General features: G+C 71.2%; 20 protein-coding genes. 14 read left to right on the top strand and 6 right to left on the bottom strand.

The window, feature by feature from the left end; all coding sequences use genetic code 11:
* The first annotated feature begins 72 nt into the window (after positions 1–72).
* The 5 genes from HS109_16390 to HS109_16370 all read left to right on the top strand — a co-directional run bounded on the left by HS109_16390 (position 73) and on the right by HS109_16370 (position 7,754).
* Entirely contained in the window at positions 73–1,254 is a 1,182-nt protein-coding gene (locus HS109_16390) for an efflux RND transporter periplasmic adaptor subunit (GenBank protein ID MBE7523946.1), read from the top strand.
* Positions 1,255–2,085: 831 nt separating this feature from the next.
* Positions 2,086–5,217, top strand: coding sequence for an efflux RND transporter permease subunit (locus HS109_16385; protein ID MBE7523945.1), 3,132 nt, complete (start codon positions 2,086–2,088; stop codon positions 5,215–5,217).
* A gap of 213 nt (positions 5,218–5,430) precedes the next feature.
* Complete coding sequence (locus tag HS109_16380; protein ID MBE7523944.1) at positions 5,431–6,081, top strand: protein-L-isoaspartate O-methyltransferase; 651 nt, start codon at positions 5,431–5,433, stop codon at positions 6,079–6,081.
* On the top strand, positions 6,081–6,404 hold the full coding sequence (locus HS109_16375) for a sulfurtransferase (protein MBE7523943.1): 324 nt from the start codon (positions 6,081–6,083) through the stop codon (positions 6,402–6,404). Before HS109_16380 ends, HS109_16375 begins: the two co-directional genes overlap by 1 nt.
* A gap of 21 nt (positions 6,405–6,425) precedes the next feature.
* Positions 6,426–7,754, top strand: a complete 1,329-nt coding sequence (locus HS109_16370; GenBank protein ID MBE7523942.1) for a TolC family outer membrane protein — start codon at positions 6,426–6,428, stop codon at positions 7,752–7,754.
* Between the two features lie 19 nt (positions 7,755–7,773).
* Here HS109_16370 and waaA read toward each other — a convergent pair whose 3' ends face one another.
* Together waaA and waaC are read right to left on the bottom strand one after the other, a co-directional pair.
* Complete coding sequence (gene waaA, locus HS109_16365; protein ID MBE7523941.1) at positions 7,774–9,042, bottom strand: lipid IV(A) 3-deoxy-D-manno-octulosonic acid transferase; 1,269 nt, start codon at positions 9,040–9,042, stop codon at positions 7,774–7,776.
* Between the two features lie 53 nt (positions 9,043–9,095).
* On the bottom strand, positions 9,096–10,067 hold the full coding sequence (waaC, locus tag HS109_16360; GenBank protein MBE7523940.1) for a lipopolysaccharide heptosyltransferase I: 972 nt from the start codon (positions 10,065–10,067) through the stop codon (positions 9,096–9,098).
* Positions 10,068–10,216: 149 nt separating this feature from the next.
* Here waaC and HS109_16355 point away from each other — a divergent pair, with 149 nt between their 5' ends.
* From HS109_16355 to HS109_16325, 7 genes are all read left to right on the top strand, one after another.
* Entirely contained in the window at positions 10,217–10,981 is a 765-nt protein-coding gene (locus HS109_16355) for a glycosyltransferase family 2 protein (protein MBE7523939.1), read from the top strand.
* Complete coding sequence (locus HS109_16350) at positions 10,978–11,961, top strand: NAD-dependent epimerase (GenBank protein ID MBE7523938.1); 984 nt, start codon at positions 10,978–10,980, stop codon at positions 11,959–11,961. Before HS109_16355 ends, HS109_16350 begins: the two co-directional genes overlap by 4 nt.
* 103 nt (positions 11,962–12,064) lie before the next feature.
* Positions 12,065–13,120, top strand: coding sequence for a dTDP-glucose 4,6-dehydratase (gene rfbB / locus HS109_16345; GenBank protein MBE7523937.1), 1,056 nt, complete (start codon positions 12,065–12,067; stop codon positions 13,118–13,120).
* A 165-nt stretch (positions 13,121–13,285) separates the two neighbouring features.
* Positions 13,286–14,170, top strand: coding sequence for a glucose-1-phosphate thymidylyltransferase RfbA (rfbA, locus tag HS109_16340; protein MBE7523936.1), 885 nt, complete (start codon positions 13,286–13,288; stop codon positions 14,168–14,170).
* 6 nt (positions 14,171–14,176) lie between these two features.
* A complete protein-coding gene (gene rfbC, locus HS109_16335; protein MBE7523935.1) occupies positions 14,177–14,719 on the top strand; it encodes a dTDP-4-dehydrorhamnose 3,5-epimerase in 543 nt (180 codons plus the stop codon).
* Complete coding sequence (rfbD, locus tag HS109_16330; protein MBE7523934.1) at positions 14,716–15,606, top strand: dTDP-4-dehydrorhamnose reductase; 891 nt, start codon at positions 14,716–14,718, stop codon at positions 15,604–15,606. Before rfbC ends, rfbD begins: the two co-directional genes overlap by 4 nt.
* A 91-nt stretch (positions 15,607–15,697) precedes the next feature.
* Positions 15,698–17,587, top strand: coding sequence for a hypothetical protein (locus tag HS109_16325; protein MBE7523933.1), 1,890 nt, complete (start codon positions 15,698–15,700; stop codon positions 17,585–17,587).
* Between the two features lie 160 nt (positions 17,588–17,747).
* Here HS109_16325 and HS109_16320 read toward each other — a convergent pair whose 3' ends face one another.
* Positions 17,748–18,587, bottom strand: coding sequence for an MOSC domain-containing protein (locus tag HS109_16320; protein ID MBE7523932.1), 840 nt, complete (start codon positions 18,585–18,587; stop codon positions 17,748–17,750).
* Positions 18,588–18,618: 31 nt separating this feature from the next.
* The gene (locus HS109_16315) at positions 18,619–19,251 is read right to left on the bottom strand and encodes a cytochrome c4 (GenBank protein MBE7523931.1); all 633 of its coding nucleotides are present in this window, start codon (positions 19,249–19,251) and stop codon (positions 18,619–18,621) included.
* A 78-nt stretch (positions 19,252–19,329) separates the two neighbouring features.
* Between HS109_16315 and HS109_16310 the strand changes: the two genes are divergently transcribed.
* Complete coding sequence (locus HS109_16310; protein ID MBE7523930.1) at positions 19,330–19,974, top strand: YihA family ribosome biogenesis GTP-binding protein; 645 nt, start codon at positions 19,330–19,332, stop codon at positions 19,972–19,974.
* A gap of 324 nt (positions 19,975–20,298) precedes the next feature.
* On the top strand, positions 20,299–21,306 hold the full coding sequence (gene hemB / locus HS109_16305; GenBank protein MBE7523929.1) for a porphobilinogen synthase: 1,008 nt from the start codon (positions 20,299–20,301) through the stop codon (positions 21,304–21,306).
* 93 nt (positions 21,307–21,399) lie between these two features.
* On the opposite strand, the gene HS109_16300 is transcribed toward hemB, so the two are convergent.
* On the bottom strand, positions 21,400–22,041 hold the full coding sequence (locus tag HS109_16300; protein ID MBE7523928.1) for a hypothetical protein: 642 nt from the start codon (positions 22,039–22,041) through the stop codon (positions 21,400–21,402).
* A gap of 77 nt (positions 22,042–22,118) precedes the next feature.
* Entirely contained in the window at positions 22,119–24,443 is a 2,325-nt protein-coding gene (locus HS109_16295) for a penicillin-binding protein 1A (protein MBE7523927.1), read from the bottom strand.
* Positions 24,444–24,478 lie beyond the last annotated feature (35 nt).

Genomic DNA, 24,478 nt, shown 5'->3' with positions numbered 1-24,478 from the left:
AACCGCCAGGAACGGGCCGGACGTCGGGAATCACCAGCGGCCGGCAACACCGGACCGGGGGAAAGGGAAACCATGGGTCTGCGCATCACCGGGCGCCGCGCGCTCGTCGTACTCGCCATCGTGGCGGCGGCCTCGGCCGCCCTGTTCGCGGCGCGGCCGTGGGTGAAGGCGCCGGGCACGTCCGCGAAGGCCGCCAGCGGCCCGCCGGTGCCGCTGCAGTTCGGCGAGGGTGACCTCGCCTACCTGACGCCGGCGGCGATGTCGCGCTGGCTGCCGATCTCCGGAACGCTGACGCCGGTCCACCAGGCGACGGTGAAAGCCAAGGTCCCGGGCGATGTCCGGGAGGTGCTGGTGCGCGAAGGCGAGGCCGTGCGGGCCGGGCAGGTGCTCGCTCGCATCGACACCGCCGATCTCGACGCGAAGCTGATCGAACGCCAGGGCGCGCTCGAGAGCGCGAAGGCGCAGATGGCGCTCGCCGAGAAGACCCGCGCCAACAACGTCAAGCTGCTGAACGAGAAGTTCATCTCGCAGACCGCGTTCGACAGTTCGCAATCCGGCTACGACGTCGCGAAAGGCAACGTCAAGAGCATGGAAGCGCAGGTGCTGCTCGCGCGCAACGCCATCAAGGACGCGACGGTCGTGGCGCCGATCGCGGGCATCGTCGGCAAGCGGCACGTGCAGGGCGGCGAGAAGGTCGCGCAGGACGCGCCGCTCGTGACCGTCGTCGACCTGTCGGACCTCGAGTTGCAGGCGCTGGTGCCCGCGGTGGACGTGCCCGGGCTGGCGGCGGGCATGGCGGTCGAACTCGCGGTCGACGGCTTCGGCGAGCGCAAGTTCGCCGGGCGCATCGCGCGCATCAATCCGGCGACCGAACCCGGCACGCGCGCGATCATGGTCTACGTCGCGCTGCGCAATCCGGACGCGGCGCTGCGCAGCGGCATGTTCGCCAACGGCCGCATCGCGCTCGCCGCCAGCGCGCCGATGGCGACGCTGCCCGCCTCCGCGGTCCGCACCGAGGCCGGGCAGAGCTACGTCTGGGTGGTCGACGGCGGGAAGCTCGCGCGCCGCATCGTGACGATCGGGCGGCGCGACGACGATGCGGGTCTGGTCGAAGTGAAGACGCCGCTCCCGAAGGACCTGCCGGTGCTCGCGACGCGCTTCGAGAATCTCAAGGAGGGCGCGCCGGCGCTCGTGAAGGCGCCGGCGCCGACGTCCGAGGCGCGTGCGGTCAAGCAGAAGTCAGTTGGCAGTTGACAGTTGTCAGTCACGGCGGTGTTTACGGTGGCGGCGCATGAAGCGCCGTTGCAGCCACCTCGTGGGTCCGGCTTCAGCCGGACGCCTTGCGCCACGGTCCTCCCACGGGCGTCAGGCTGAAAGCCTGACCTACAAGGAAACTGCATCGACGCGGCGAACCCCGTCAGGTGGTGGGTCGGCCTTCAGGCCGACGCCGTGCGCGTGGCTCGGCGCGATGCGCGCCCGGGCTGAAGCCGGCCGCGAGGGAGCGCGGTGGGTCGGCCTTCAGGCCGACGCCGTTGCGCGCGGCCTCGGCGCGAGCGTTGTCGGGCTGAAGCCCGACCCACGGGGGAGCGTGCGTGGGTCGGCCTTGAGGCCGACGCCGTTGCCGCGCCTCGGCGCGAACCGTGTCGGGCTCAAGCCCGACCCACGGGGGAGCGGTGGTGGGTCGGCCTTGAGGCCGACGCCTTCCATCGCCTCGGCGCGCGAACCGCGTCGGGCTGAAGCCCGACCCACGGGGGAGCGGCGGTGGGTCGGCCTTCAGGCCGACGCCGTTGCGCGGCCTCGGCGCGAACCGTGTCGGGCTGAAGCCCGACCCACGGGGGAGCGGCGGTGGGTCGGCCTTCAGGCCGACGCCCTTCCATCGCCTCGGCGCGAACCGTGTCGGGCTTAAGCCCGACCCACGGGGGAGCGGCGGTGGGTCGGCCTTCAGGCCGACGCCGTTGCGCGGCCTCGGCGCGAACCGTGTCGGGCTGAAGCCCGACCCACAGGGATCGCCCATCGGCGCTCGATGCGCCGCCACCGAAATCACCGCCGCATCTGTTCCCTGTCCTCTGATTCCTGATTCCTGAGATGTGGATCACCAGAACCTCGATACGCAACCCGGTGTTCGCCACCATGGTGATGGTCGGCATCACCGTGCTCGGCGTGTTCTCGTACCAGCGGCTGCGCGTCGAACAGATGCCCGAGGTGAGCCTGCCGTTCGTGATGGTCCTCACGAACTACCCGGGCGCGGCGCCCGAGGCGGTCGAGAACGACGTCACCAAGCCGATCGAGTACGCGGTCAACCAGGTCGCGGGCGTCAAGCGCATGTTCAGCAACTCGCGCGAGGGCTCGAGCCAGGTGTTCGTCGAGTTCCGCATGTCGACCGACGTGGCGCAGGCGATCCAGGACGTGCGCGACAAGATCGCGACGGTGCGCCCCGGCTTCCCGCGCGACGTCAAGGATCCGCTGGTCATCCGGGCGGACAACGAGAACGACGCCCCGATCGTCTCGCTCGCCGTGCTGTCGCCCTCGACCGGACTGCGCGAACTGACCTCGCTCACCGACCAGACGATCGTCAAGGCGCTGGAGAACCTCCCGGGCGTCGCGCGCATCGACGTCAACGGGAGGCTCACGCGCCAGATCCTGGTCCAGATCAAGCCGCACGCGCTCACCGCGCTCGGGATCTCGGTCGACCAGGTGATGAACGCGATCCGCGAGGCGAACCAGGACGTGCCGGCCGGGCGCCTCACCAGCGGCGCGTCCGACGCGGTCGTGCGGGTCGAGGGCAGGATCAAGGATCCCGAGCAGTTCAGCCGCATCATCGTCACGCAGCAGGGCGGGGCGCCGGTCTACCTGAACCAGGTGGCCGACGTCGTCGACGGCGAGAAGGAGCCGTCGAGCTACGCGCGCATCAACGGCCGTCCGGCGATCACCATCGACGTGCGCAAGGCGCAGGACGCGAACATCGTCGAGACCGGGCGCAACGTGCGCGAGGCGGTCGCCTCGCTCAAGGACCGGCTGCCCTCCGACGTCGAGGTCCGGGTGGTGAACTCGACCGCCGACAACGTCGAGAAGAGCGTCAACCGGGTCAAGAGCACGATCGTCGAGGGCGCGCTCCTGACGGTGCTGATCGTCTTCCTGTTCCTGCACAGCTGGCGCAGCACCGTCATCACCGGGCTCACGCTGCCGATCGCCGTGGTCGCGACCTTCATCGCGCTCTACGCGTTCGGCTTCACGCTCAACTTCCTGACGCTGATGGCGCTGTCGCTGTGCATCGGCCTCCTGATCGACGACGCCATCGTCGTGCGCGAGAACATCGTGCGGCACCTGGCGATGGGCAAGGACCACCGCCGGGCCGCGATGGAGGGCACCGACGAGATCGGCCTCGCCGTGATGGCGACGACCTTCGCGATCGTGGCGGTGTTCGTGCCGATCGCGTTCATGAGCGGGATCATCGGCCGGTTCTTCTTCCAGTTCGGCATGACGGTCGCGGTCGCCGTGCTGGTGTCGCTGTTCATCAGCTTCACGCTCGACCCGATGCTCTCGTCGGTGTGGCACGACCCGCCGGGCTCGCGCTTCCGCCGCGTCCCCTGGCTCGGCCGCTTCATGGACCGCGTCGAGCGCGGCATCGACGCGGTGCACGTCCTCTACGGCCGGATCCTCGACTGGGCGCTCGGCCACCGCAAGAGCGTCGTGGCGATCGCGCTCACGACGTTCCTCGCGAGCTTCCTCGTCGTGCCGCTCGTCGGGACCGAGTTCATCCCGCAGGCCGACGAGAGCTTCATCTCGCTGCGGCTCAACACGCCGGTCGGATCGAGCCTCGAATACACCGACGGCAAGGTGCGCCAGGTCGAGGAGGCGCTGAAGGCGTTTCCCGAAATCGAGCTCGCGATGACGACGGTCGGCACCGAGGACGGCCGCAACTACGCGCGCGTGAACCTGAAGCTCGTCGACCGCGCGCACCGCGCCCGCTCGCAGCGCGACGTCGAGACCGCGATCCGCGCGACGCTGAAGCCGATCCCGGGGATCGAACTCGCGATCGGCTACGACCGCCCGATCTGGTTCAACCTGCTCGGGCCCGACCCCGACACGCTCTCGCGCATCGCGAAGGAGTTCTCGGACCGGGTGGCCAGGGTGCCCGGGATCGCCGACCTCGAAACCTCCGACAAGGCCGCGAATCCCGCGCTGTCGATCCGGCTCAACAACGACGTCGCCGCGGACCTGGGCATCACGGTGCAGCAGGTCGGCGCGACGATCCGCCCGCTGGTCGCCGGCGACACGGTGAGCTACTGGCTCGCGCCCGACGGCCAGAACTACGAGGTGAACGTCCAGTTGCCGAAGGACAGCCGCCGGCTCGTGTCCGACCTCGGCAACCTCTACCTGTCGACGAGCCGCCGCGGTCCCGACGGCCAGCTGCGCATGGTGCCGCTGCGACAGGTGGCGGAACTCGTCGAGACCAGCAGCCCGCAGATCATCAAGCGTCAGGACCTGCAGCGGCGCATCGGCATCTACGCCAACGTCGAGGGGCGGCCGTCCGGCGACGTCGGGAGCGACGTGCAGAAGGTCGCCGACGGCATGCAGCTTCCGGCGGGCTACCGGCTCGCCGCGGCCGGCCAGCAGCAGGACATGCAGGAATCCTTCCAGGCCGCGCTCGGCGCGCTGGGCCTCGCGATCATCTTCATCTACCTGATCCTCGCCTCGCAGTTCGCGAGCTTCACGCAGCCGGTCGCGATCATGGCCTCGCTCCCGTTCTCGCTCATCGGGGTGCTGCTCGCGCTGCTCGTCACGCGCACGACGCTCAACATCTTCTCGATCATCGGCTTCATCATGCTGATGGGGCTCGTCACGAAGAACGCGATCCTGCTGGTCGATTTCGCGAACCGCGCGCGGCGCGCCGGCGCGAGTCTCGACGACGCGCTGCGCGACGCCGGGCAGGTGCGCCTGCGGCCGATCCTGATGACGACGGCGGCGATGATCGGCGGGATGCTGCCGCTCGCGATGGGCATCGGCGAAGGCGGCGAGACGCAGGCGCCGATGGGCCGGGCGATCATCGGCGGGGTCATCACCTCGACGCTCCTGACGCTCGTCGTCGTGCCGGTGCTCTACGCCTGGCTCGACCGCTGGCACGAGGCGCGACGCGCGAGGCGCGAGCGTCGAGCTGCTCGCCGCACCGCGCAGGCGGCGAGCGCGCCGGCCGCCGATCCGGGAACCGCGGACTGATGCGGGGGCGATCCGCGAGAACCGAATCCGGGCGTACGCGTGCGGGCTCGCCGCGCGCGCCGGGGCCGAGGTTCATTTGACATGGGATAATCGACGACGGCATAATAACTGACCCGCGGTCAGTTGTTCGGCCGGGCGCCATCGGCGCCCATCGGCCGAGGTCGGGCGGCACGGCCTCGGCGCGATTCCCCGGATACCCCACGAGCGAAACCCATGGACGTCGAGCAAGCGCGTTTCAACATGGTCGAGCAGCAGATCCGGCCGTGGGAGGTGCTCGATCCCGCCGTGCTCGACCTCCTCTTCACGGTCCGGCGCGAGGAGTTCGTCCCCTCCGCGTACCGAGCGCTCGCGTTCGCCGACCTCGAGATTCCGATCGGCGAGGGCGAGTCGATGTGGGCGCCGAAGCTCGAGGCGCGCGCGCTGCAGGAACTCGCACCCAGGCGCGGCGAGACGGTGCTCGAGATCGGTACCGGCAGCGGCTACCTGACCGCCCTGATCGCGAGCCTCGCCGGGCATGTGACCAGCGTCGAGATCCACGGGAGGTTCTCGCGCGAAGCGGCAGGCCGGCTTCGGCGCGCCGCGATCGACAACGTCGAACTCGTGGTCGGCGACGGTTCGCGGGGCTTCGGCAACGACAGCTACGACGCCATCCTGCTCTCCGGCTCCACGCCGATCCTGCACGAGGCGTTCTTCCGCCAGTTGAAGCCCGGCGGTCGCGTGTTCGCGATCGTCGGCGACGCCCCCGCGATGACCGCCAAGCTCTTCCGCTTCAGCGCCCCGGGAGCCTGCGCCGTCACCTCGCTGTTCGAAACCGTGGTGAAGCCGCTCGTCAACGCGCCCGCGCCGGCGCGCTTCGCGTTTTGATCCGCGACCTCGCGCCTTCCGAGCTTCTCCGCTGGCGCGCGGACGCGGAACGACGCGCGCCTGCGGTCGTCGACGTGCGCGAGCCCTGGGAACTCGAGCGTTGCGCGTTGTCCGACGTGATCCATGTCCCGATGCACGAACTTCCCGGCCGGCTCGACGAACTGCCGCGCGATCGCGACCTCGTCGTGCTGTGCCACCACGGCGTCCGCAGCCGGCTCGCCGCGACCTTCCTCGCCCGCGCGGGTTTCGCGCCGGTGTGGAACCTGGCGGGCGGCATCGCGGCCTGGGCCGACGACGTGGATCCGGCGATGCCGCGCTACTGATCCGATTCGAAGGTCCGTTCGATGAAACGACGACTGCTCGCCCTCGCCGTGCCCCTCGCGTTCGCAGCGCTTCCCGCCGCCGGCGAAGACCTGATGGACATCTACCGCGAGGCGCAGCGCGCGGACCCGGTGCTCGCCGCGGCGCGCGCGAACTGGCTCGCGGTGCAGGAAAAAGCGCCGCAGGCCCGCGCGGGCCTGCTGCCCAACGTGGGGTTCTCCGCGTCGGTGAACGCGAACGACGTCTACAACAACACGCGCTCCCAGCCGCCGGTGGTCGCGTCGGGCAACTACCAGACCTGGGGCGCGACGATCAGCGCGACGCAGCCGATCTACCGCGTCCAGAACGTCGTCGCCTACGACCAGGCGCGTCGCGTCGTCGAGCAGGCGGACTTCACGCTCGCCTCGGCGCAGCAGGACCTCATCATCCGTGTCGCGGTCGCGTACTTCGACGTGCTGCTCGCGCAGTTCAACGTCGAGCTGTCGGTCGCGCAGAAGGCGGCCGTGTCGGAGCAGCTCGCCCAGGCCAAGCGCAACTTCGAGGTCGGTGTCGCGACGATCACCGACACCAACGAGGCGCAGGCGAACTACGACCAGATCGCGGCCCAGGAGATCGCGGCGCGCAACGACCTCGACAACAAGGTCACGGCGCTCCGCGCGATCATCGGCCGCATGCCGCGCGAGCTGAAGAAGCTCGGCCCCGGGTTCGATCCGACGCCGCCGGAGCCGAACTCCCTCGACGTCTGGCTCGACCGCGCGCTCAAGGAGAACCTCGCGGTGCGCGTCGCGCAGGTCAACTTCGACGTCGCCACCCTCGAAGTCGACCGCCAGCGCGCGGGACACCTGCCGACGCTCGACCTCGTGGGCAGCCTGGCCGCCAGCGGAGCGAACGGCAGCACCGCGAACGACCTGACCTTCCACGCCCGCAACGCCGCGATCGGCCTCGCGCTGAACCTGCCGATCTACCAGGGCGGCTTCGTCGACTCGAAGATCCGCGAGGCGGTCGCGCTGCAGGACTCCGCGCGCGACACGCTCGAGCTCGCGCGTCGCAACGCGCGGTTCAACGCGCAGGTGGGCTACACCGGCGTCAACAGTTCGGTGGCGACGGTGCGCGCCACCGCGCAGGCCGTGCAGTCCGCCGAGGTCGCGCTGCAGTCGAACCGGCTCGGCCAGGAAGTCGGCGTGCGCACCAACCTCGACGTGCTGAACGTGCAGCAGGCGGTGTTCACGCAGCGCCGCAACCTCGCGCAGGCGTACTTCGCCTACCTGATCAACACGCTGCGGCTCAAGTCCGCGGTCGGCACGCTGAACGAGCTCGACCTCGAGGAACTCAACCGGCGGCTCGCCGGGTAGGGCGTCCCGGCTCCGGCGGTCAGGCCGCCGGTTTCGCCAGCCGTTCCGACACGAAGGACCAGGTTCGCCCGGTCGCGCCCCGGTGCGCGGCGAGGAAGCGCTCCGCGTTCGCGCGCATCGCGATGCGCCGCGCGTCGTCCAGAAGCAACGCGGCTGCCTGCGTGAGCATCGCATCGGCGTCGGCCACGCGCGTCGCGGCACCGGCGTCGATCGCATGCTGCGCGGCGTCGGCGAAGTTGAAGGTGTGCGGTCCGACGAGCACCGGCGTGCCCATCGCGAGCGCCTCGATCAGGTTCTGGCCGCCGAGCGGCACGAGGCTGCCGCCGATGAACGCCACGTCCGCGGCGCCGTAGTACGCGGCCATCTCGCCCATCGTGTCGCCGAGCGCGACCGCGGCGTCGTCAGGCAGCGGCGTTCCCGCCGAGCGCCGCCACGGCGCGTGGCCGCGCGCGCGCACGAGCGCAGCCACGTCGTCGAAACGTTGCGGATGCCTCGGCACGATCACGAGCAGCGCGCGCGGCGGCAGCGGCCGACGGGCGAGCGCGTCGAGGATCAGCGCCTCTTCGCCTTCGCGCGTCGAGGCCGCGAGGACGACCGGACGCGCGGCACCGTAGAGCGCCCGCAGCGCGGCCGCCCGCGTCGTCGCGTCGGCGGGAGGAGCGAGGTCGAACTTGAGGTTGCCGGTGACCGCGACGCCGTGCGCGCCGAGCGCCTCGAGCCGGTCGGCGTCCTCGCGGGTCTGGGCCGCGATGCCGGCGAGCGATCCGAGGAGCGGCCGGATGAGCGATCCGACGTGCTCGTAGCGGCGCGCGGATCGCTCCGAGAGCCGGCCGTTGACGAGGAACAGCGGCACCTTCGCGATCGCCGCCTCGGCCGCGAGGTTCGGCCACAGCTCGGTCTCCATCAGGAGGCCGAACGACGGCTGGAAGTGCGCGAGGAACCGGCGCATCGCGCCGGGCAGGTCGTAGGGCAGCCACGCCTGCACGACGCGCTCGCCGAAGAGCGCGCGTCCGGCCGCGCGTCCGGTCGCGGTCATCGCCGTCAGCACGACGGTCGCGCCCGGACGCTCGCGCAGGATGTGTTCGATGAGCGGAACGGCCGCGCGCGTCTCGCCGACCGAGACCGCGTGCACCCAGACGACGTCGCCGCCCGGCGCCGGGCCGTCGTAGCGGCCGTAGCGTTCGCCGACGTGCTCGCGGTATCCGGGTTCGCGCCGGCCGCGCCACCACAGGCGCAGCGGCGCCAGCGGTGCGGCGATGCGCCAGGCGAGCGTGTAGAGCGATCGCATGCTCAGCAACCGTGAAGGCGTCCGACGGGGATGCAGGGTTCGTTCACGGCGGCTCAGCACCGCGGGGCGCGGCGCAGGAGCCCGCCCAGCGCGGCGCGCGCCGCATCGGCCGTGGGGACCTCGCCGTTGCCGCCGAGGTCGCGCGCATGTTCGCCCGCGACCGCAACGCCCGCGAGCGCCGCGTCGGTGGCGGTGAAGAGCGCGAGCGTCGGCGTCCCGAGCGCGGCGGCGAGATGGGTGAGGCCGGTGTCCACGCCGACGACCGCGTGCGCGCGTGCGAGCAGCGCGGCCATCGCGTCGAGCGACAGACGCGGCGGCACGATCGCGCGTCGAAGTTGCGCGGCGAGCGCGCGGCTCTGCGCTTCCTCGCTGTCGCTCCCATGCGGGATCAGGACCGGCAGTCCGCTTGCGTCCACGCCCGCGAGGAGGTCGTGCCAGCGGTCGGCCGGCCAGCGCTTGTCCGGCCGTGACGTGGCGTGCACGGCGACGACGAACGGAGCGTCGGGCACGCACGCGGGCGGAGCGGGCAGGCGCCAGCGCCAGCGCGGCGGGCCATCGAGCGCGTAGCCGACCGCGGCCGCGGCGAGGCGGCGGCACTTGACCGCGAAGTGGACGTCGCGCGCGACCGCGTGGTGCTCGTCGTGCAGCCAGGTCGCGACCGGCTCGCGGATGCTCCTGCGGTCGAAGCCGTGGCGGCGGCCGCGCGCGAGGCGCGCGATCACCGCGCCCTTCACCTGTTCCTGCGCATCGACGATCGCCTCGTAGCGCTGCGCGCGGAGCGCCGCGCGCGAGGCGCGCATCTCCCGCCAGGTCCGGACGGCGAACGGCTCGCGCCGCCAGCGCCGCAGCGCGATGGGCACGACGCGGCGCACGTCCTCCGACAGCCGCGGCAGGGCGACGAAGGCTTCCTCGGCCACCCAGTCGACCGCGAGGCCGGGCCGGGCGAGCGCGATGTCGCGCGCGACCGCCAGCGCCCAGACGACATCGCCGAGCGACGACGGACGCACGATCAGGGCGGCGCTCATCCCGCGGGAGCGGCGGCGCGCGCCGCCGGCGGTGCACACGCGGCCGTCGACGGGGGCAGGCCGCCCCCGGCCGTTTCGCGGCCGCGGCGCGGGCCATCGTAGAATCGCGGCGTCACGAACGACGGGGAGATCGCGGAGGCGATCCTGCCATGGCCGGCACGCTGCCTCTTTCGCTGGTGGTGATCACGCGCGACGCGGCGGAGAGCCTCGCGGAGTGCCTCGCCTCCGCGCCGTTCGCGTCGGACGTCGTCGTGGTCGATTCGGGCAGCCGCGATGATACCGTGGAAATCGCGCGCCGGTCGGGCGCCCGCGTGCTCGTCGAGGCGTGGCGCGGCTTCGGCCCGCAGAAGAACTTCGCGGTCGCCGCGGCGAGGCACGACTGGGTGCTCTGCCTCGACGCGGACGAGCGCGCGACGCCGGAACTCGAGGCCTCGATCCGCTCCGCGTTCGCGTCGGGGCCGCCCGCGGCCGCGTACGCGTTCGCCCGGCGCAACCGCTTCCTCGGCCGCTGGCTCGCGCACGGCGAAGGCTACCCCGACTGGAGCCTCCGGCTCTTCGACCGCCGTCGCGCGCGCTGGAGCGACGATCCGGTGCACGAGCACGTCGTGGCCGACGCCCCGGTCGCCCGGCTTCGAGGCGACCTCCTGCACGCGTCCGCCGAATCGATCGAGGACTACGTGGCGAAACAGAACCGCTACACGACGCTGCAGGCCGAAGCGATGCATGCGCGCGGCGAGCGCGCCGGGTTCGCCCGCCTCGCGCTGTCGCCCGCGGCGCGGTTCCTGCGCTTCTACGTGCTGAAGCTCGGATTCCTCGACGGCGCGGCGGGTTTCGCGCACATCGCGATCGGGGCGTTCGCGAGCTTCCTCAAGTACGCGAAGCTCCGGGCGCTCGAGCGCGGAGAGGCATCATGAGCCGCAGGGTCCTCGTCACCGGCGCCGCCGGATTCATCGGCATGCACACGGCCGCCGCGCTGCTCGACCGCGGCGACGAAGTCGTCGGCGTCGACAACCTCGATCCGTACTACGACGTGTCGCTCAAGGAAGCTCGGCTCGCGCGGCTCGCGCCCCGCGCGCGGTTCGCGTTCGAGCGCCTCGACCTCGCCGATGCCGAGCCGACCGCGCGCCTGTTCCGTGACGGCGCATTCGATGCGGTCGTCCACCTGGCCGCGCAGGCGGGCGTGCGCCATTCGCTCGAGAACCCGGCCGCCTACCTGCGCGCGAACGTCGTCGCGTTCGGCAACCTGCTCGAAGGCTGCCGCCACGCGAAGCCGCGCCACCTCGTCTACGCGTCGAGTTCGTCGGTGTACGGGGCGAACCACGCGCTGCCGTTCTCGGAGGACCAGCCGACCGACCATCCGGTGAGCCTCTACGCGGCGACGAAGAAGGCCGACGAGCTGTTCGCGCACAGCTACGCGCACCTCTACGGCCTCCCGTCGACCGGGCTGCGCTTCTTCACCGTCTACGGGCCATGGGGCCGTCCCGACATGGCGCCGATGCTGTTCACGCGCGCGATCCTCGCGGGCGAGCCGATCCGCGTGTTCAACCACGGACGGATGCGGCGCGACTTCACCTACGTCGACGACATCGTCGAGGGAGTGGTGCGCGTGCTCGACCGGCCTCCGTCGCCGCACGCCGCGACCGGCGCGCCCTGGGCGATCTACAACATCGGCAACCATGAAGCGGTCGAACTCGAGACCTTCATCGCGACGCTCGAACGATTGCTCGACCGGCAGGCGATCCGCGACCCGCAGCCGATGCAGTCCGGCGACGTGCCCGCCACCTTCGCGTCGATCGAACGGCTCGCCGCGCTGACCGGATTCGCGCCGCGCACGCCGCTCGCCGAAGGCCTCGCGCGCTTCGTCCGCTGGTACCGGGACTACACCGGAACCTGATCGCTGTCGCCGCCCGGCGACAGAGGAGGAACGGCGCGCGCGGATGGTAGAATCCGCGTCCCTTCCACGCAGGGCGCGCGCGCGGGCGCGACGCCACGACGCGATGATCCTCGTCACCGGCGGCGCCGGCTTCATCGGCTCGAACTTCACGCTCGACTGGCTCGCCGCGACCGGCGAGGCGGTCGTCAATCTCGACCAGCTCACCTACTCGGGCAACCTCGGGAACCTCGCGACGCTGCGCGACGACGCGCGTCACGAGTTCGTGCGCGGCGACATCGGCGACCGCGCGCTGGTCGCGCGGCTCCTCGCCGATCACCGGCCGCGCGCGGTCGTGAACTTCGCGGCGGAGACGCACGTCGACCGCTCGATCCACGGGCCGGACGCGTTCGTGCAGACCAACGTCGTCGGCACCTTCGAACTCCTCGAAGCGGTGCGCGCGCACTGGACGGCGCTGCCCGCAGGCGAGCGCGACGCGTTCCGCTTCCTGCAGGTGTCGACCGACGAGGTCTACGGCACGCTCGCTCCCGACGCGCCCGGCTTCTGCGAGACGACGCCCTACGCGCCGAACAGCCCGTACTCGGCGTCGAAGGCCGCGTCCGACCACTTCGTGCGGGCGATGTTCCACACCTACGGGGTGCCGACGCTCACGACCAACTGCTCGAACAACTACGGCCCGCGGCAGTTTCCCGAGAAGCTCATCCCGCTGATGATCGCGAACGCGCTCGCCGGCAAGCCGCTGCCGGTGTACGGCGACGGGAAGCAGGTGCGCGACTGGCTCTACGTCTCCGACCACTGCTCGGCGATCCGAGCGGTGCTCGCGCGCGGTCGTCCCGGCGAGGTCTACAACGTCGGCGGCAACGCCGAGATGCAGAACCTCGACGTGGTGCGCACGATCTGCCAGGTGCTCGCGCGCGAGCGTCCGGGCCGCGACTACGCATCGCTCGTGACCCACGTCAAGGACCGCCCCGGCCACGACCGCCGCTACGCGATCGATCCGACGAAGATCCGCGGCGAGATCGGCTGGGAGCCGTCGGAGACCTTCGCCTCGGGCATCGCGAAGACCGTGCGCTGGTACCTCGACAACGCGGCGTGGCTCGCCGCGGTGCAGACGCGCGAGTACCAGTCGTGGATCTCGCTGCAGTACGAGCCGGCGCACTGAAATGTGGTCCCCCCGAAGCAACCTTCGGTTGCCTCCCCCGAGGGGGCGCGCGCGCTTGGGGCGGCCCGGCGCGCGCGGGGCGACCTCCCCCCGAAGCAACCTTCGGTTGCCTCCCCCCAGGGGGCGCGCGCGCTTGGGGCGGCCCGGCGCGCGCGCCGTCCGCCGATGACGCGCAAGGGGATCATCCTCGCCGGCGGGTCGGGCACCCGGCTCTACCCGGTGACGCAGGTCGTCAGCAAGCAACTGCTGCCGGTCTACGACAAGCCGATGATCTACTACCCGCTGTCGACGCTGATGCTCGCCGGTATCCGCGAGATGCTGCTGATCTCGACACCGGAGGACACGCCGCGCTTCGAGCAGTTGCTGGGCGACGGCTCGCGCTGGGGGCTCTCGCTGTCCTACGCGGTGCAGCGCTCGCCCGACGGGCTCGCGCAGGCGTTCATCATCGGCCGCGACTTCGTCGGGCGCGACAGGTCCGCGCTCGTGCTAGGCGACAACATCTTCTACGGGCACGACCTGCACGTGCAGCTCGAACGCGCCAACGCGCGGACCTCCGGCGCGACGGTGTTCGCCTACCCGGTCGCCGACCCGGAGCGCTACGGCGTCGCCGAGTTCGACGCGTCCGGCCGCGTGGTGAGCCTCGAGGAGAAGCCGAAGGCGCCGAAGTCGCGCTACGCGGTGACCGGCCTCTACTTCTACGACCAGCGCGTGCTCGACGTCGCACGCGATCTCCGCCCCTCGGCCCGGGGCGAGCTCGAGATCACCGACGTCAATCGCCGCTACCTCGAGTGGGGCGCGCTCGACTGCGAGGTGATGGGCCGCGGCATGGCCTGGCTCGATACCGGCACGCACGAATCGCTGCTCGAGGCCTCGCAGTACATCGAGACGATCGAGCGCCGCCAGGGGCTCAAGATCGCATGCCCCGAGGAGATCGCGTGGCGGCTGCGCTGGATCGACGACGCGGCCCTCGAGGCGCAGGGCAACGCCCTCGCGAAGAACGGCTACGGCCGCTACCTGCTCGGCCTGCTGCGCGAGCCGAAGCTCCGCTGAAGCACCATGCACGTCGTTCCGACGTCGATCCCCGACGTGAAGCTCGTCGAGCCGCGCGTGTTCGGCGACGCGCGGGGCTTCTTCTTCGAGAGCTGGAACGCGCGCGCGCTCGCCGAGGCCGGCATCGCGGCGTCGTTCGTGCAGGACAACCACTCGCGCTCGGCGCGCAGCGTGCTGCGCGGGCTGCACTACCAGGTGCAGCACGCGCAGGGCAAGCTCGTGCGCGTGGTCGCAGGCGAGGTGTTCGACGTCGCGGTGGACCTCCGTCGCAGCTCGCCGACGTTCGGGCGGCACGTCGCGGTGCGATTGTCGGCCGACGACAAGCGGATGCTCTGGGTGCCGCCGGGGTTCGCGCACGGCTTCTGCGTGGTCTCGGAGTCCGCCGACTTCCTCTACAAGACCACCGACTACTGGCATCCGGAGCACGAGCGCACGCTGCTGTGGAGCGATCCCGCGCTCGGGATCGACTGGCCGCTCGACGGCCCCCCGACGATCGCCGCCCGCGACGCCGCGGGCGCGCCGCTCGCGGCCGCCGCGACCTACGCGTGAGCACGAGCGCGATCCTCGTCACCGGCGCGGCCGGTCAGCTCGGGGCGGAACTGGTCCACGCGCTCGCGCCGTTCGGGACGGTGACCGGAACCGACCGCGCGACGCTCGACCTCGCGCAGCCCGCGGCGATCGTCGCGGCGGTGCGCGCGCTGCGCCCCGCGCTGATCGTCAACGCCGGCGCGTACACCGCGGTCGATCGCGCGGAGTCGGAGAGCGCGCTCGCCGATGCGGTCAACGGCGTCGCGCCCGGCGTGCTGGCCGAGGAGGCGAAACGGGCCGGCGCGGTGCTGATCCACTACTCGACCGACTACGTGTTCGACGGCGAGGCCCGCGAACCCTATGTCGAGGACGATCCGGTGCGCCCCGCCTCCGCCTACGGTCGCTCGAAGCTCGCGGGCGAGCGTGCGGTGGCGGAAAGCGGCGCGGCCGCGATCGTGCTGCGCACGAGCTGGGTGTACGGCAGGCGCGGCCGCAACTTCCTGCTGACGATCGAGCGCCTCGCCGACGAAGGCCGCGAACTGCGCGTCGTCGATGATCAGATCGGCGTTCCGAACTGGAGCCGCGAACTCGCGCGCGCGACCGCGCGGATCGTCGGCGGCGGTCTCGCGGCGCTCGCGGCGCGCCGCGGTCTCTACCATTTGTCCGGGCGCGGCCGGACGACCTGGTACGGCTTCGCGAAGGCGATCCTCGCCGATCGCGCGGCGGTTCGCATCGCGCCGATCACGACCGCGGAGTATCCGACTCCCGCGCTACGCCCGGCGATGAGCGTCCTCGACCCGTCGCGCTTCGAGCGCACGTTCGGCTTTTCGCTGCCGGAATGGTCAGCCTCCCTCCGCGAGTGTCTGACAGCGCCGGCGGCCCCGGGCGGCGATGATGTCGGCCGATGAACGCCGCGGAACGTTGCGGTCTCCGAAATCCCCACGAGTGCCCCGAAGGTCACGCATGCACGAGAGACGATCGATGAGATTGCGATTCGCCATGGCGGCCCTCGCCGCGGTGCTGGCGATGCCGGCGGATGCCGGACCGCCGGCGACCAGAGCCGACGAGTTCCAGCCGATCCCCGCGGTCGCGAAGGACGCGTCGTCGCAACGCATGCGGCTCGACACCTTCACGGCGGCGCGCCGTGTCGCGCTCGCGCGGCCGGAAGCCGCGGAAACGCGCAAGCTCCTCGCGCTGAACGGCGGCTCGGCGATCGCCGCGCCAGGTCGCCCCCAATTCATCGGCTATGGGCGCGAGGTCCCGGCGTCCGCGCGTCGCGTCGATCTCGCGGCGCTCGGGTGGACCGATCTCGGCGATGGCCGGCGCGTGGCGCGCATCGAGGTGGAATCGCCCGGGGCTGCGGGCCTGCGCGTCGCGCTGCGGCTGCCGGCATTCGATTCCGACGCGATCGTGCGCTTCGCCGCCCCCGGGTCGACGCAGGCGCCCCGGTCCGTCCCGGCCGGCGCGATCGCGCGGGCGACGGCGCAGTTCGGCGAGTTCTGGTCGCCGGTGGTCGACGGCGAGCGCGTCGCCATCGAGATCGAGGCGCCGGTGTCGGCGAGGCTCGCCGGCGTGACGCTGGAGGTCGCGCGGCTGTCGCACCTCGTCGTGAGCCCGTCGGCGTCGCGGCCCGCGGAGGCGAAGCTGCTGTCCGACATCGGCGATTCGGACTTCTGCAACATCGACTTCAAGTGCGCGCCGGCGATTCAGGACCAGGTGTCCTACAACGCGGCGGCCGCGACCGGCAAGCTCGTCTTCACGGCCGACAGCGGCGGCACGGCGCGCTGCACCGGCACGCTCCTCAACGACACCATCGGATCCGGCAACCCCTATCTGTTCTCGGCGAGCCACTGCTTCGAGAGCGCGTACGAGGCGGCGAGTCTCGAGGTCTGGTGGTTCTTCGATTCGTCGTCGTGCGACAGCCTCTCGCCCGGCGCCTACCAGGTCCAGTACGGCGGCGCGAAGCTCCTCGCGCGAAGCCGCGACTGGGACTGGGCGCTGCTGCGGTTGAACGGCGCGCCACCGGGCGGCGTCGTGTTCAGCGCGTGGAACTCGGCGACGGTGCAGCCGTCGACCGAGGTCGAGATCTTCCATCACCCGTCGGGCGACCTGAAGAAGTGGAGCAGCGGCACGTCCTACGTGCAGGTGCCGGTGGACTTCGGTTCGGCGGCGGGCGGCGGCGGACTCTTCACGCGCGTCGTCTGGGATCTCGGGACGACCGAAGGCGGTTCGAGCGGCGGCGCGCTGCGCGTGTTCAACGGCACGAGCCTCGAGGTGCGAGGCGGCCTGCTCGGCGGTTCCGCGAGCTGCAGCAATCCGAGCGGCAGCGACTATTTCTCGCAGGTCGGCGTGATGCTGCCGCTCGTGCGCGAGTACCTGACGCCGGACACCGTGCCCTCCGAGTTCGTGCCGGTCGTCGAGTACTACCACCCGGCGCTCGACCACTACTTCATGACGGCGAGCCCGGTCGAGATCGCGATCCTCGACGGCGGCAATCCGCCCGGCTGGCAGCGCACCGGGTTCCGTTTCCTCGCCTACGCGGGGCCCGGCGCGGGGCGCAGCCCGGTGTGCCGCTACTACCAGCGCGACAACAACTCGCACTTCTACTCGGCCGATCCGGCGCAGTGCGCGCAGGTGGCGATCATGTTCCCCGACTGGACCTTCGAGAGCGCGAACGTCTTCTACATGGGGTTGCCGAATCCGTCGTCGGGCGCCTGCGGCGCGGGGACGCATCCGGTCTACCGCTTCTACCACCCGTCGGTCGTCAATCACCGCTTCCCGGCGGAGCAGACGGTCGCGAACGACCTGAACGCGACCTGGGGCTGGATACCGGAAGGCTACGGGCCGGGACCGCTGTATCCGGCGATGTGCTCGCCGAACGGGTATTGACTCCAGGGAACAGGGAACAGGGAACAGGGAACAGGGAACAGGGAACAGGGAACAGGCGCGGCAGCGTTTTTGAGGGGCGGCGCGTCGGGCGCCGTCGTGAATGCCGGTTGGGTCACGGAACATTCGGCAATGCACGCGCGACCCTGACGGAATGGCGCGGTCAGAAGCGCAACGTGCAGGCCGCGCGATCGCCGACCGCGATCGTCGCGCCCGCGCCCGCGGTCACGATCGCGTTCATGCCGAAGGTGATGCCGTCGAATCGTTCGTCGCGGCGATAGGTCGAGAGCGTGACGAGCGGCTCGTCGCCGGCGCGACCGGTCGACTGGTCGACCGTGGTGACCTGGCAACGCGTGCACGGCTTGACCGGTCGCAGCACCACGTCGCCGATCGCGATCGACTCGAGGTGGTCCTCGTCGTGCGGCTCGAGGCCGTCGAGCACGAGGCTCGGCCGGAACCGGTTCATCGGGAGCGGGGCGACCCCGCGCGCGGCGAGCTTCGCGTTCAGGTGGTCGAGCGAGGCCTGTCCGATCACCAGCACCGGATAGCCGTCGGCGAAGCGCACCTCGGCGCCGGAGTCGCCCGCGTACGCGGGATTGCACGGCCGCGGATGCGCGGCGTCGAAGCGCACGACGCGCACCGGAGTCCCGAGGCGATCGGAGAGCCACGCCGCGGCGCCGTCGCCCGCGTCGAAGCCGCGGACCTGTGATTGCCAGACGCGGACCGGGCGCGAGGGTTGCTGCTCGTCGGCCTCGAGCGTGATCGAGGCCACGCCCGGGGCGGAGAGCACGACGCGACCCGCGTCGATCGCGGTGCGGACCAGCGCGAACCTCGGGTGTTCGCGCTGCGTGACGAACACACCCGACGGATCGACCGCCATCCACGCGCGGTCGGCGACCCCGTCGGTTGCAAGGCCGGTGACGCGCACTTCCGCCGCGTCGACAGGAAGGCCGGCGGCGCCCTTCAGCGGGTAGACCGCGAGCGCGCGAACGGCCGCGTCCATGCCGGCTGCGCGGGACGCCGGCGCCCCGCGATCAGCGCAGGCCCTGCGCGTACTCCGCGAGCGCGCGCATCTGTTCTTCGGTGAGGCCCTGGGCGACGCCGTGCATGATGCGGCCCTGCACGTCCTTGCCGGCCTTGTCCATGCCGCGTTCGCCGGCCTTGAACGCCTTGAGTTGCACGAGCGTGTAGTCCGACCACTGCCCGCCGATGCGCGGGTAGAGCTTCGGGATGCCGGCGCCGGTCGGTCCGTGGCACGCGCTGCATGCGGGGACGCCGGTCGCCGCATCGCCCGCGCGCCACAGCTTCTGGCCGAGACGCACCAGCGAGGCATCCTTCGCGATGTTCGGTTTCGACGGCTGCGACGCGAAAAACGCGCCGAGCGACACCATGTCAGCGTCGGTCAGCGTCGAGGCGAACCCCTGCATGATCGCGTTCTGCCGCACGCCGCTCTTGAAGTGCGCCAGTTGGGCGGTGATATAGTCGGCCGGCATCCCGGCGAGCGAAGGATTCGCGGGAAGGGCGCTCGTGCCGTCGGTGCCGTGGCAGGCGGCGCACACCTGGTTGACCGTGTCGCGCGCCTTCGCGAGGTCGGGCTTGGCGGGCGCTTGCGCGACGGCGAACGCCGGCAGGCCGATGGCGACGGCCAGGAGCAGCGTGCGTTTCATGTCCGGAATCCTCCCCCTGCTGGTCGTTGGCACCCCGTCCGGGGAGGACGCGGGCCCGGTCGCGCGCACCATCGGCGCATGACCAAACGCGGCATTGTAGCCGAGAAGGCCGCGCCCGATCCCAAGGTGCTGCGCGGTGCCGAGTTCATCATCGCTGCCGCGGCCCTGGGGCAGTTGCCGCCGCCCGGACCGCCCGAGGTGGCGTTCGCCGGGCGGTCGAACGCGGGAAAGTCGAGCGCGATCAACGCGCTCGCCGGCCGGAACCGGCTCGCCTTCGCGAGCCGCACGCCGGGACGCACGCAGCAGATCGTGCTGTTCGGCCTGCCGTCGGGCGCGATCATCGCCGACCTGCCGGGCTACGGTTACGCGGCGGTGTCGCGCTCGGTCAAGCGTTCGTGGCAGCAGGTGCTCGCGACCTACGTCTCGACCCGGCCCACGCTCGTCGGCCTCGTGCTGGTCATCGACGCGCGCCACGGCCTGAAGCCGATGGACCTCGCGCTCCTCGACGGATACCTGCCTTCGGGACGGCCCGTCGCGGTGCTGGCGACGAAGTCCGACAAGCTCACACGTTCCGACGCGGCGAAGGCTGCCGCGGCGATCAGGCGCGATCTCACCCGACACTTCGGTGATCAGGGCGCGGCGGTCGAGGTGATCACCTTCTCCGCGAGCGCGCGGATCGGGCTCGCGGAAGCGGACGCGGTGCTCGCGCGCTTTCTGTCGTGAATAGAAAAGGCCCCGGAGTCAAGGGGAGTGACCCGGGGCCTTGGAACGCCCGACGCGGCTTGCCGGTCGCGTCGGACACCCGCTCAGGGAGGGAAGCGGGAGACGTCACCGTCCGCAAGTTCAGACCATGCAGTCGCGCGCGAGTTCCACGAAAGTTTCGTCACCGGATGCGGTGATGACCGCGTCGTCGAAAGGGTCGGTGCGCGCGGCGCCGGTCGAGGACCCGGATGTCGATCGGTCCGATGACGATCGCGCGGCCGCGCACGTCCGGCGCGCTCCATCGACCGCGCTACCATCTGCCCGTTCACACCGCCCACCCCGTCCATGACCCACGCCCGCTATCCCGACACGCGCATGCGCCGCATGCGTCGAGACGACTTCTCGCGCCGGATGATGCGTGAGCACTCGCTCTCTCCCGCGGACTTCATCCTCCCGGTGTTCGTGCTCGACGGGCAGGGCCGCGAGGAGCCGGTCGCATCGCTCCCCGGCGTCAGTCGCAAGAGCATCGACCGCCTCGCGCACGATGCACAGGCCTGCCTCGAACTCGGCGTGCCGGCGATCGCGCTGTTTCCGGTGATCGATCCTTCGCTCAAGTCCGCCGACGCGTCGCAGGCCTGGCGCTCCGACGACCTGGTGCCGCGGGCGGTGCGCGCGCTCAAGGTCGGCTTTCCGTCGCTCGGCGTCATCACCGACGTCGCGCTCGATCCCTACACGAGCCACGGTCAGGACGGCCTCATCGACGCGTCGGGCTACGTGATGAACGACGAGACGGTCGAGGCGCTGGTGAAGCAGGCGCTCTGCCACGCCGAGGCCGGAGCCGACTTCGTCGCGCCGTCCGACATGATGGACGGCCGCGTCGGCGCACTGCGCCGCGCGCTCGACGCCGCCGGACGTCAGCGCACGCGCATCCTCGCGTACTCGGCGAAGTACGCGTCGTCGTTCTACGGACCGTTCCGCGATGCCGTGGGCTCCGCGTCGAACCTCGCGGGCGGCGACAAGTACACCTACCAGATGGATCCCGCGAACGGCGACGAAGCGTTGCGCGAGGTCGCGCTCGACATCGACGAGGGCGCCGACATGGTGATGGTGAAGCCGGGACTCCCCTACCTCGACATCGTGCGGCGCGTGAAGGAGCGCTTCGGCATGCCGACCGCGGTCTACCAGGTGTCCGGCGAGTACGCGATGCTGAAGGCCGCCGCGGAGCGGGGTTGGCTCGACGAGCGCGCGTGCGTCCTCGAGGCGCTCACCTCCATGAAGCGCGCGGGCGCGGACGCGATCCTCACCTATTTCGCGCTCGACGCCGCGCGGTGGCTGGCGGCGCCGGGACGGTAATCGCCCGGAGCCCGCGGGAAGCGGTCGTCGACGCGGCCGGTGTCGTCGGACATGCGACTCTGACCCCGGCCCTCGCGACGCGGCGCGGGACAACTACGGTTCCGACCCCAGCAACTGCTCCACCGCCGTCGCGTCGAGTCGCAGCACCGCCCGCCCGCCGCGTTCGCGGCGCGGACGCGAGCGCAGCGCTTCGCGCGTTCGCACCGAGAGACGGACGCCGCCGCGCCGCGTCTCGATGTAGTACTCGCCGGCGCCGTCCTCGTCACCGGGCAGCGGCCGGAACTCGATGCGCGCGTTGATGAGTTCGAGTTCGATCGACTTCGCGTCGTCTTCCTCCAGCTCGATGCGGATGTCGCTGTGTTCGGTGGCCCAGCCCGCGGCGACGCCGCCCACGAGCCGCGCGCCGCGGTCCGCGAAGCGGCGCAGCCACTCGAGCGCCTCGCGGCGCCGCTCGCGGATCATCGCGCGGTGCTCGTCGCCGCCGAAGATCGCGTGGTACTCGGCGAGCGCATCCTCGACTTCGTCGTCGCGCGGCAGCGACGCGCGCTCCGGGAGGCCGAGTTCGCGTGCCGCCTTGCGCTTGGCGTACGACCAGTCGGAGATCCCGTGTTCGGCGATGAGGCGCGCCGCCGCCTGCGCGAGGCTCGTGCGCTCATGGCCGTCGGGCCCCAGGCCCTGCCGGCGCTCCGCGCGGCGGGCCTCGAAGACGGCGGCGGGTCGCGCGCGCCGGCTCATCGGAGGATCCCGGACACCGGGCGGAGCCCGGGCTGCATGGGGAAGCCGGACGCCCGGGACTCGACGGTCGCCATCGTTCAGAAGAGCTGGTTGCGCACGTCCTGCGCGGCCTTCCCGCCGGGCGCCGGCGTCAGCGAGTCCTCGCGTCCACGCGGCAACGACTCGGCGAAGAACCAGTCCGACGTCTTGCTCGCGTCGTCGCGCAGCCCGGTCTCGTCGTTGATGCGGACCTGGACCACTCCCGGAGGAGGTTCCAGCGGCTCCTCGGGGAGCCCCTTCAACGCGCGCTGCATGAAGCTGATCCAGATCGGCAGTGCCGCCACCGATCCGGTTTCGTTGGCGCCGAGCGAGCGCGGCTGGTCGAACCCGATCCACGCGATGCCGACCAGCGCGCTCGTGAAGCCGCAGAACCACGCGTCGACGTTCTCGTTGGTCGTGCCGGTCTTGCCGGCGATGTCCTTGCGGCCGAGCGACTGCGCGCGCGTCGCGGTGCCGAAGGCGACGACGTCCTTGAGGAGCGTGGTCATCACGAACGCGTTGCGCGGATCGATCGCCTGTTCGGCGTTGTCGCCCGCGCGCACCGGCTCGGCTTCCGACAACAGGCTGCCTTTCGCGTCGGTGATCTTCGCGATCAGGTAGGGCGTGATGCGGAAGCCGCCGTTCGCGAACACCGCGTACGCGCCGCCCATCTGGACCGGTGTCACCGTGCCGGCGCCGAGCCCCATCGTCAGATAGGCCGGGTGCAGCTTGGGGTCGAAGCCGAACCTCGCGATGTAGTCCTGCGCGTACTGGGGACCGATCGCCTGCAGCACGCGGATCATCACGAGATTCTTCGACTTGGCGAGCGCGAGGCGCAGCCGCATCGGGCCTTCGAACTTGCCGTCGTAGTTCTTGGGTTCCCAGTCCTCGGCGCCGGTCTTCTCCGCCGGCACGAAGAACGGGGCGTCGTTGATGACGGTCGCGGGGGTGAAGCCCTTCTCGAGCGCGGCCGAATAGATGAACGGCTTGAACGCCGATCCGGGCTGGCGCTGCGCTTGCGTCACGTGGTTGAACTTGTTGCGCTCGAAGTCGAATCCGCCGACCAGCGCCGTGATCTCGCCGTCCGAGGGCCGCAGCGCGAGGAACGCCGCCTCCACCTGCGGCATCTGCGTGATCGCCCACCGGCCCTTGTCGTCGCGGGACACCCGGATGACCGCGCCCCGCCGGATGCGCTGGTTGGCCGGGGTCTTGTCGGAGATCGCCCGGGCCGCGAACTTGAGCCCCTCGCCCTCGACCTGGACCAGGTCCCCGTTCGACAGGATCGCGCGGACCTCCGACGGGGTCGTAGACGTGACGACGGCCGCGAACAGGTTGTCGCTGTCGGGCGCCTCCTGGAACGCTCGTTCCTGCGCCAGCTCGGCGCCCGCCGGGTCGTCCGGCAAGTTCACGTAGGCTTCCGGCCCCCGGTATCCGTGCCGCCGGTCGTAGTCGACCACGCCCTTGCGGACCGCGGCCACGGCCGCTTCCTGGTCGGACGCGCGGATCGTCGTCCATACGGTGATGCCACGGGTGTAGGCCTCGTCGCCGTAGGCCTCATAGACGACCTGCCGGGCCATCTCGGCGACGAACTCGGCGCGCAGCGGAGCCGCCGTCGCCTTGACCCCCGGCCGGGTGACCAGTGGCGCGTTTCGTGCTTCCTCGTACTGTGCGTCCGAGAGGTAGCGGAGGTCGTGCATGCGCCGCAACACGTACTGCTGCCGGATCTTGGCCCGCCTGGGGTTGGAGACCGGGTTGTAGGCCGAAGGCGCCTTCGGCAGGCCGGCCAGCGTGGCCGCCTCGGCGGGCGTCAGGTCCTTCAGCGGCTTGCCGAAGTAGATCTGGGCCGCGGCCGCGAAGCCGTAGGCCCGCTGGCCCAGGAAGATCTGGTTGACGTAGAGCTCGAGGATGTCGTCCTTGGACAGACTGCCTTCTATCTTCCAGGCGAGCAGGACTTCGCGGAGCTTCCGGCTCAGCGTCTTCTCGCGCGTGAGGAAGAAGTTGCGCGCGACCTGCATCGTGATGGTCCCGGCGCCCTGCTGGGTGCCCGTGAACACGTTGGACAGGGCCGCCCGCATCACCGAAACGAAATCGACGCCGCCATGCTGGTAGAACCGCTCGTCCTCGGCGGCCAGGATCGCGTGCTTCATCAGGTCGGGCACCTCGGCGATCCTGACGACCGCCCGGCGCTCCTCGCCGAATTCCCCCAGGAGCTCGCCTTCCGCGGAAACGACGCGAAGCGGGACTTTGGGCTGGTAATCGGTGAGCGTCTCCAGCGACGGAAGGGTCGGATAAAGCAATGCCAGCACGAAGACGCCCAGGAGGGCGCCGACGACGGCCAGTCCAAGCAGGACGGACCCGGTATAGAGGAGCCAGCGCTTTAGCACGCGGGAATAAAAGTTGCGTCAGGAGCCCGGAGCCG

Source organism: Burkholderiales bacterium (genome assembly GCA_015075645.1).
Taxonomy (GTDB): Bacteria; Pseudomonadota; Gammaproteobacteria; order Burkholderiales; family Casimicrobiaceae; genus VBCG01.
Note: the sequence above shows the minus strand (reverse complement) of the source record. Positions and strands in the feature narration are given on the sequence as shown.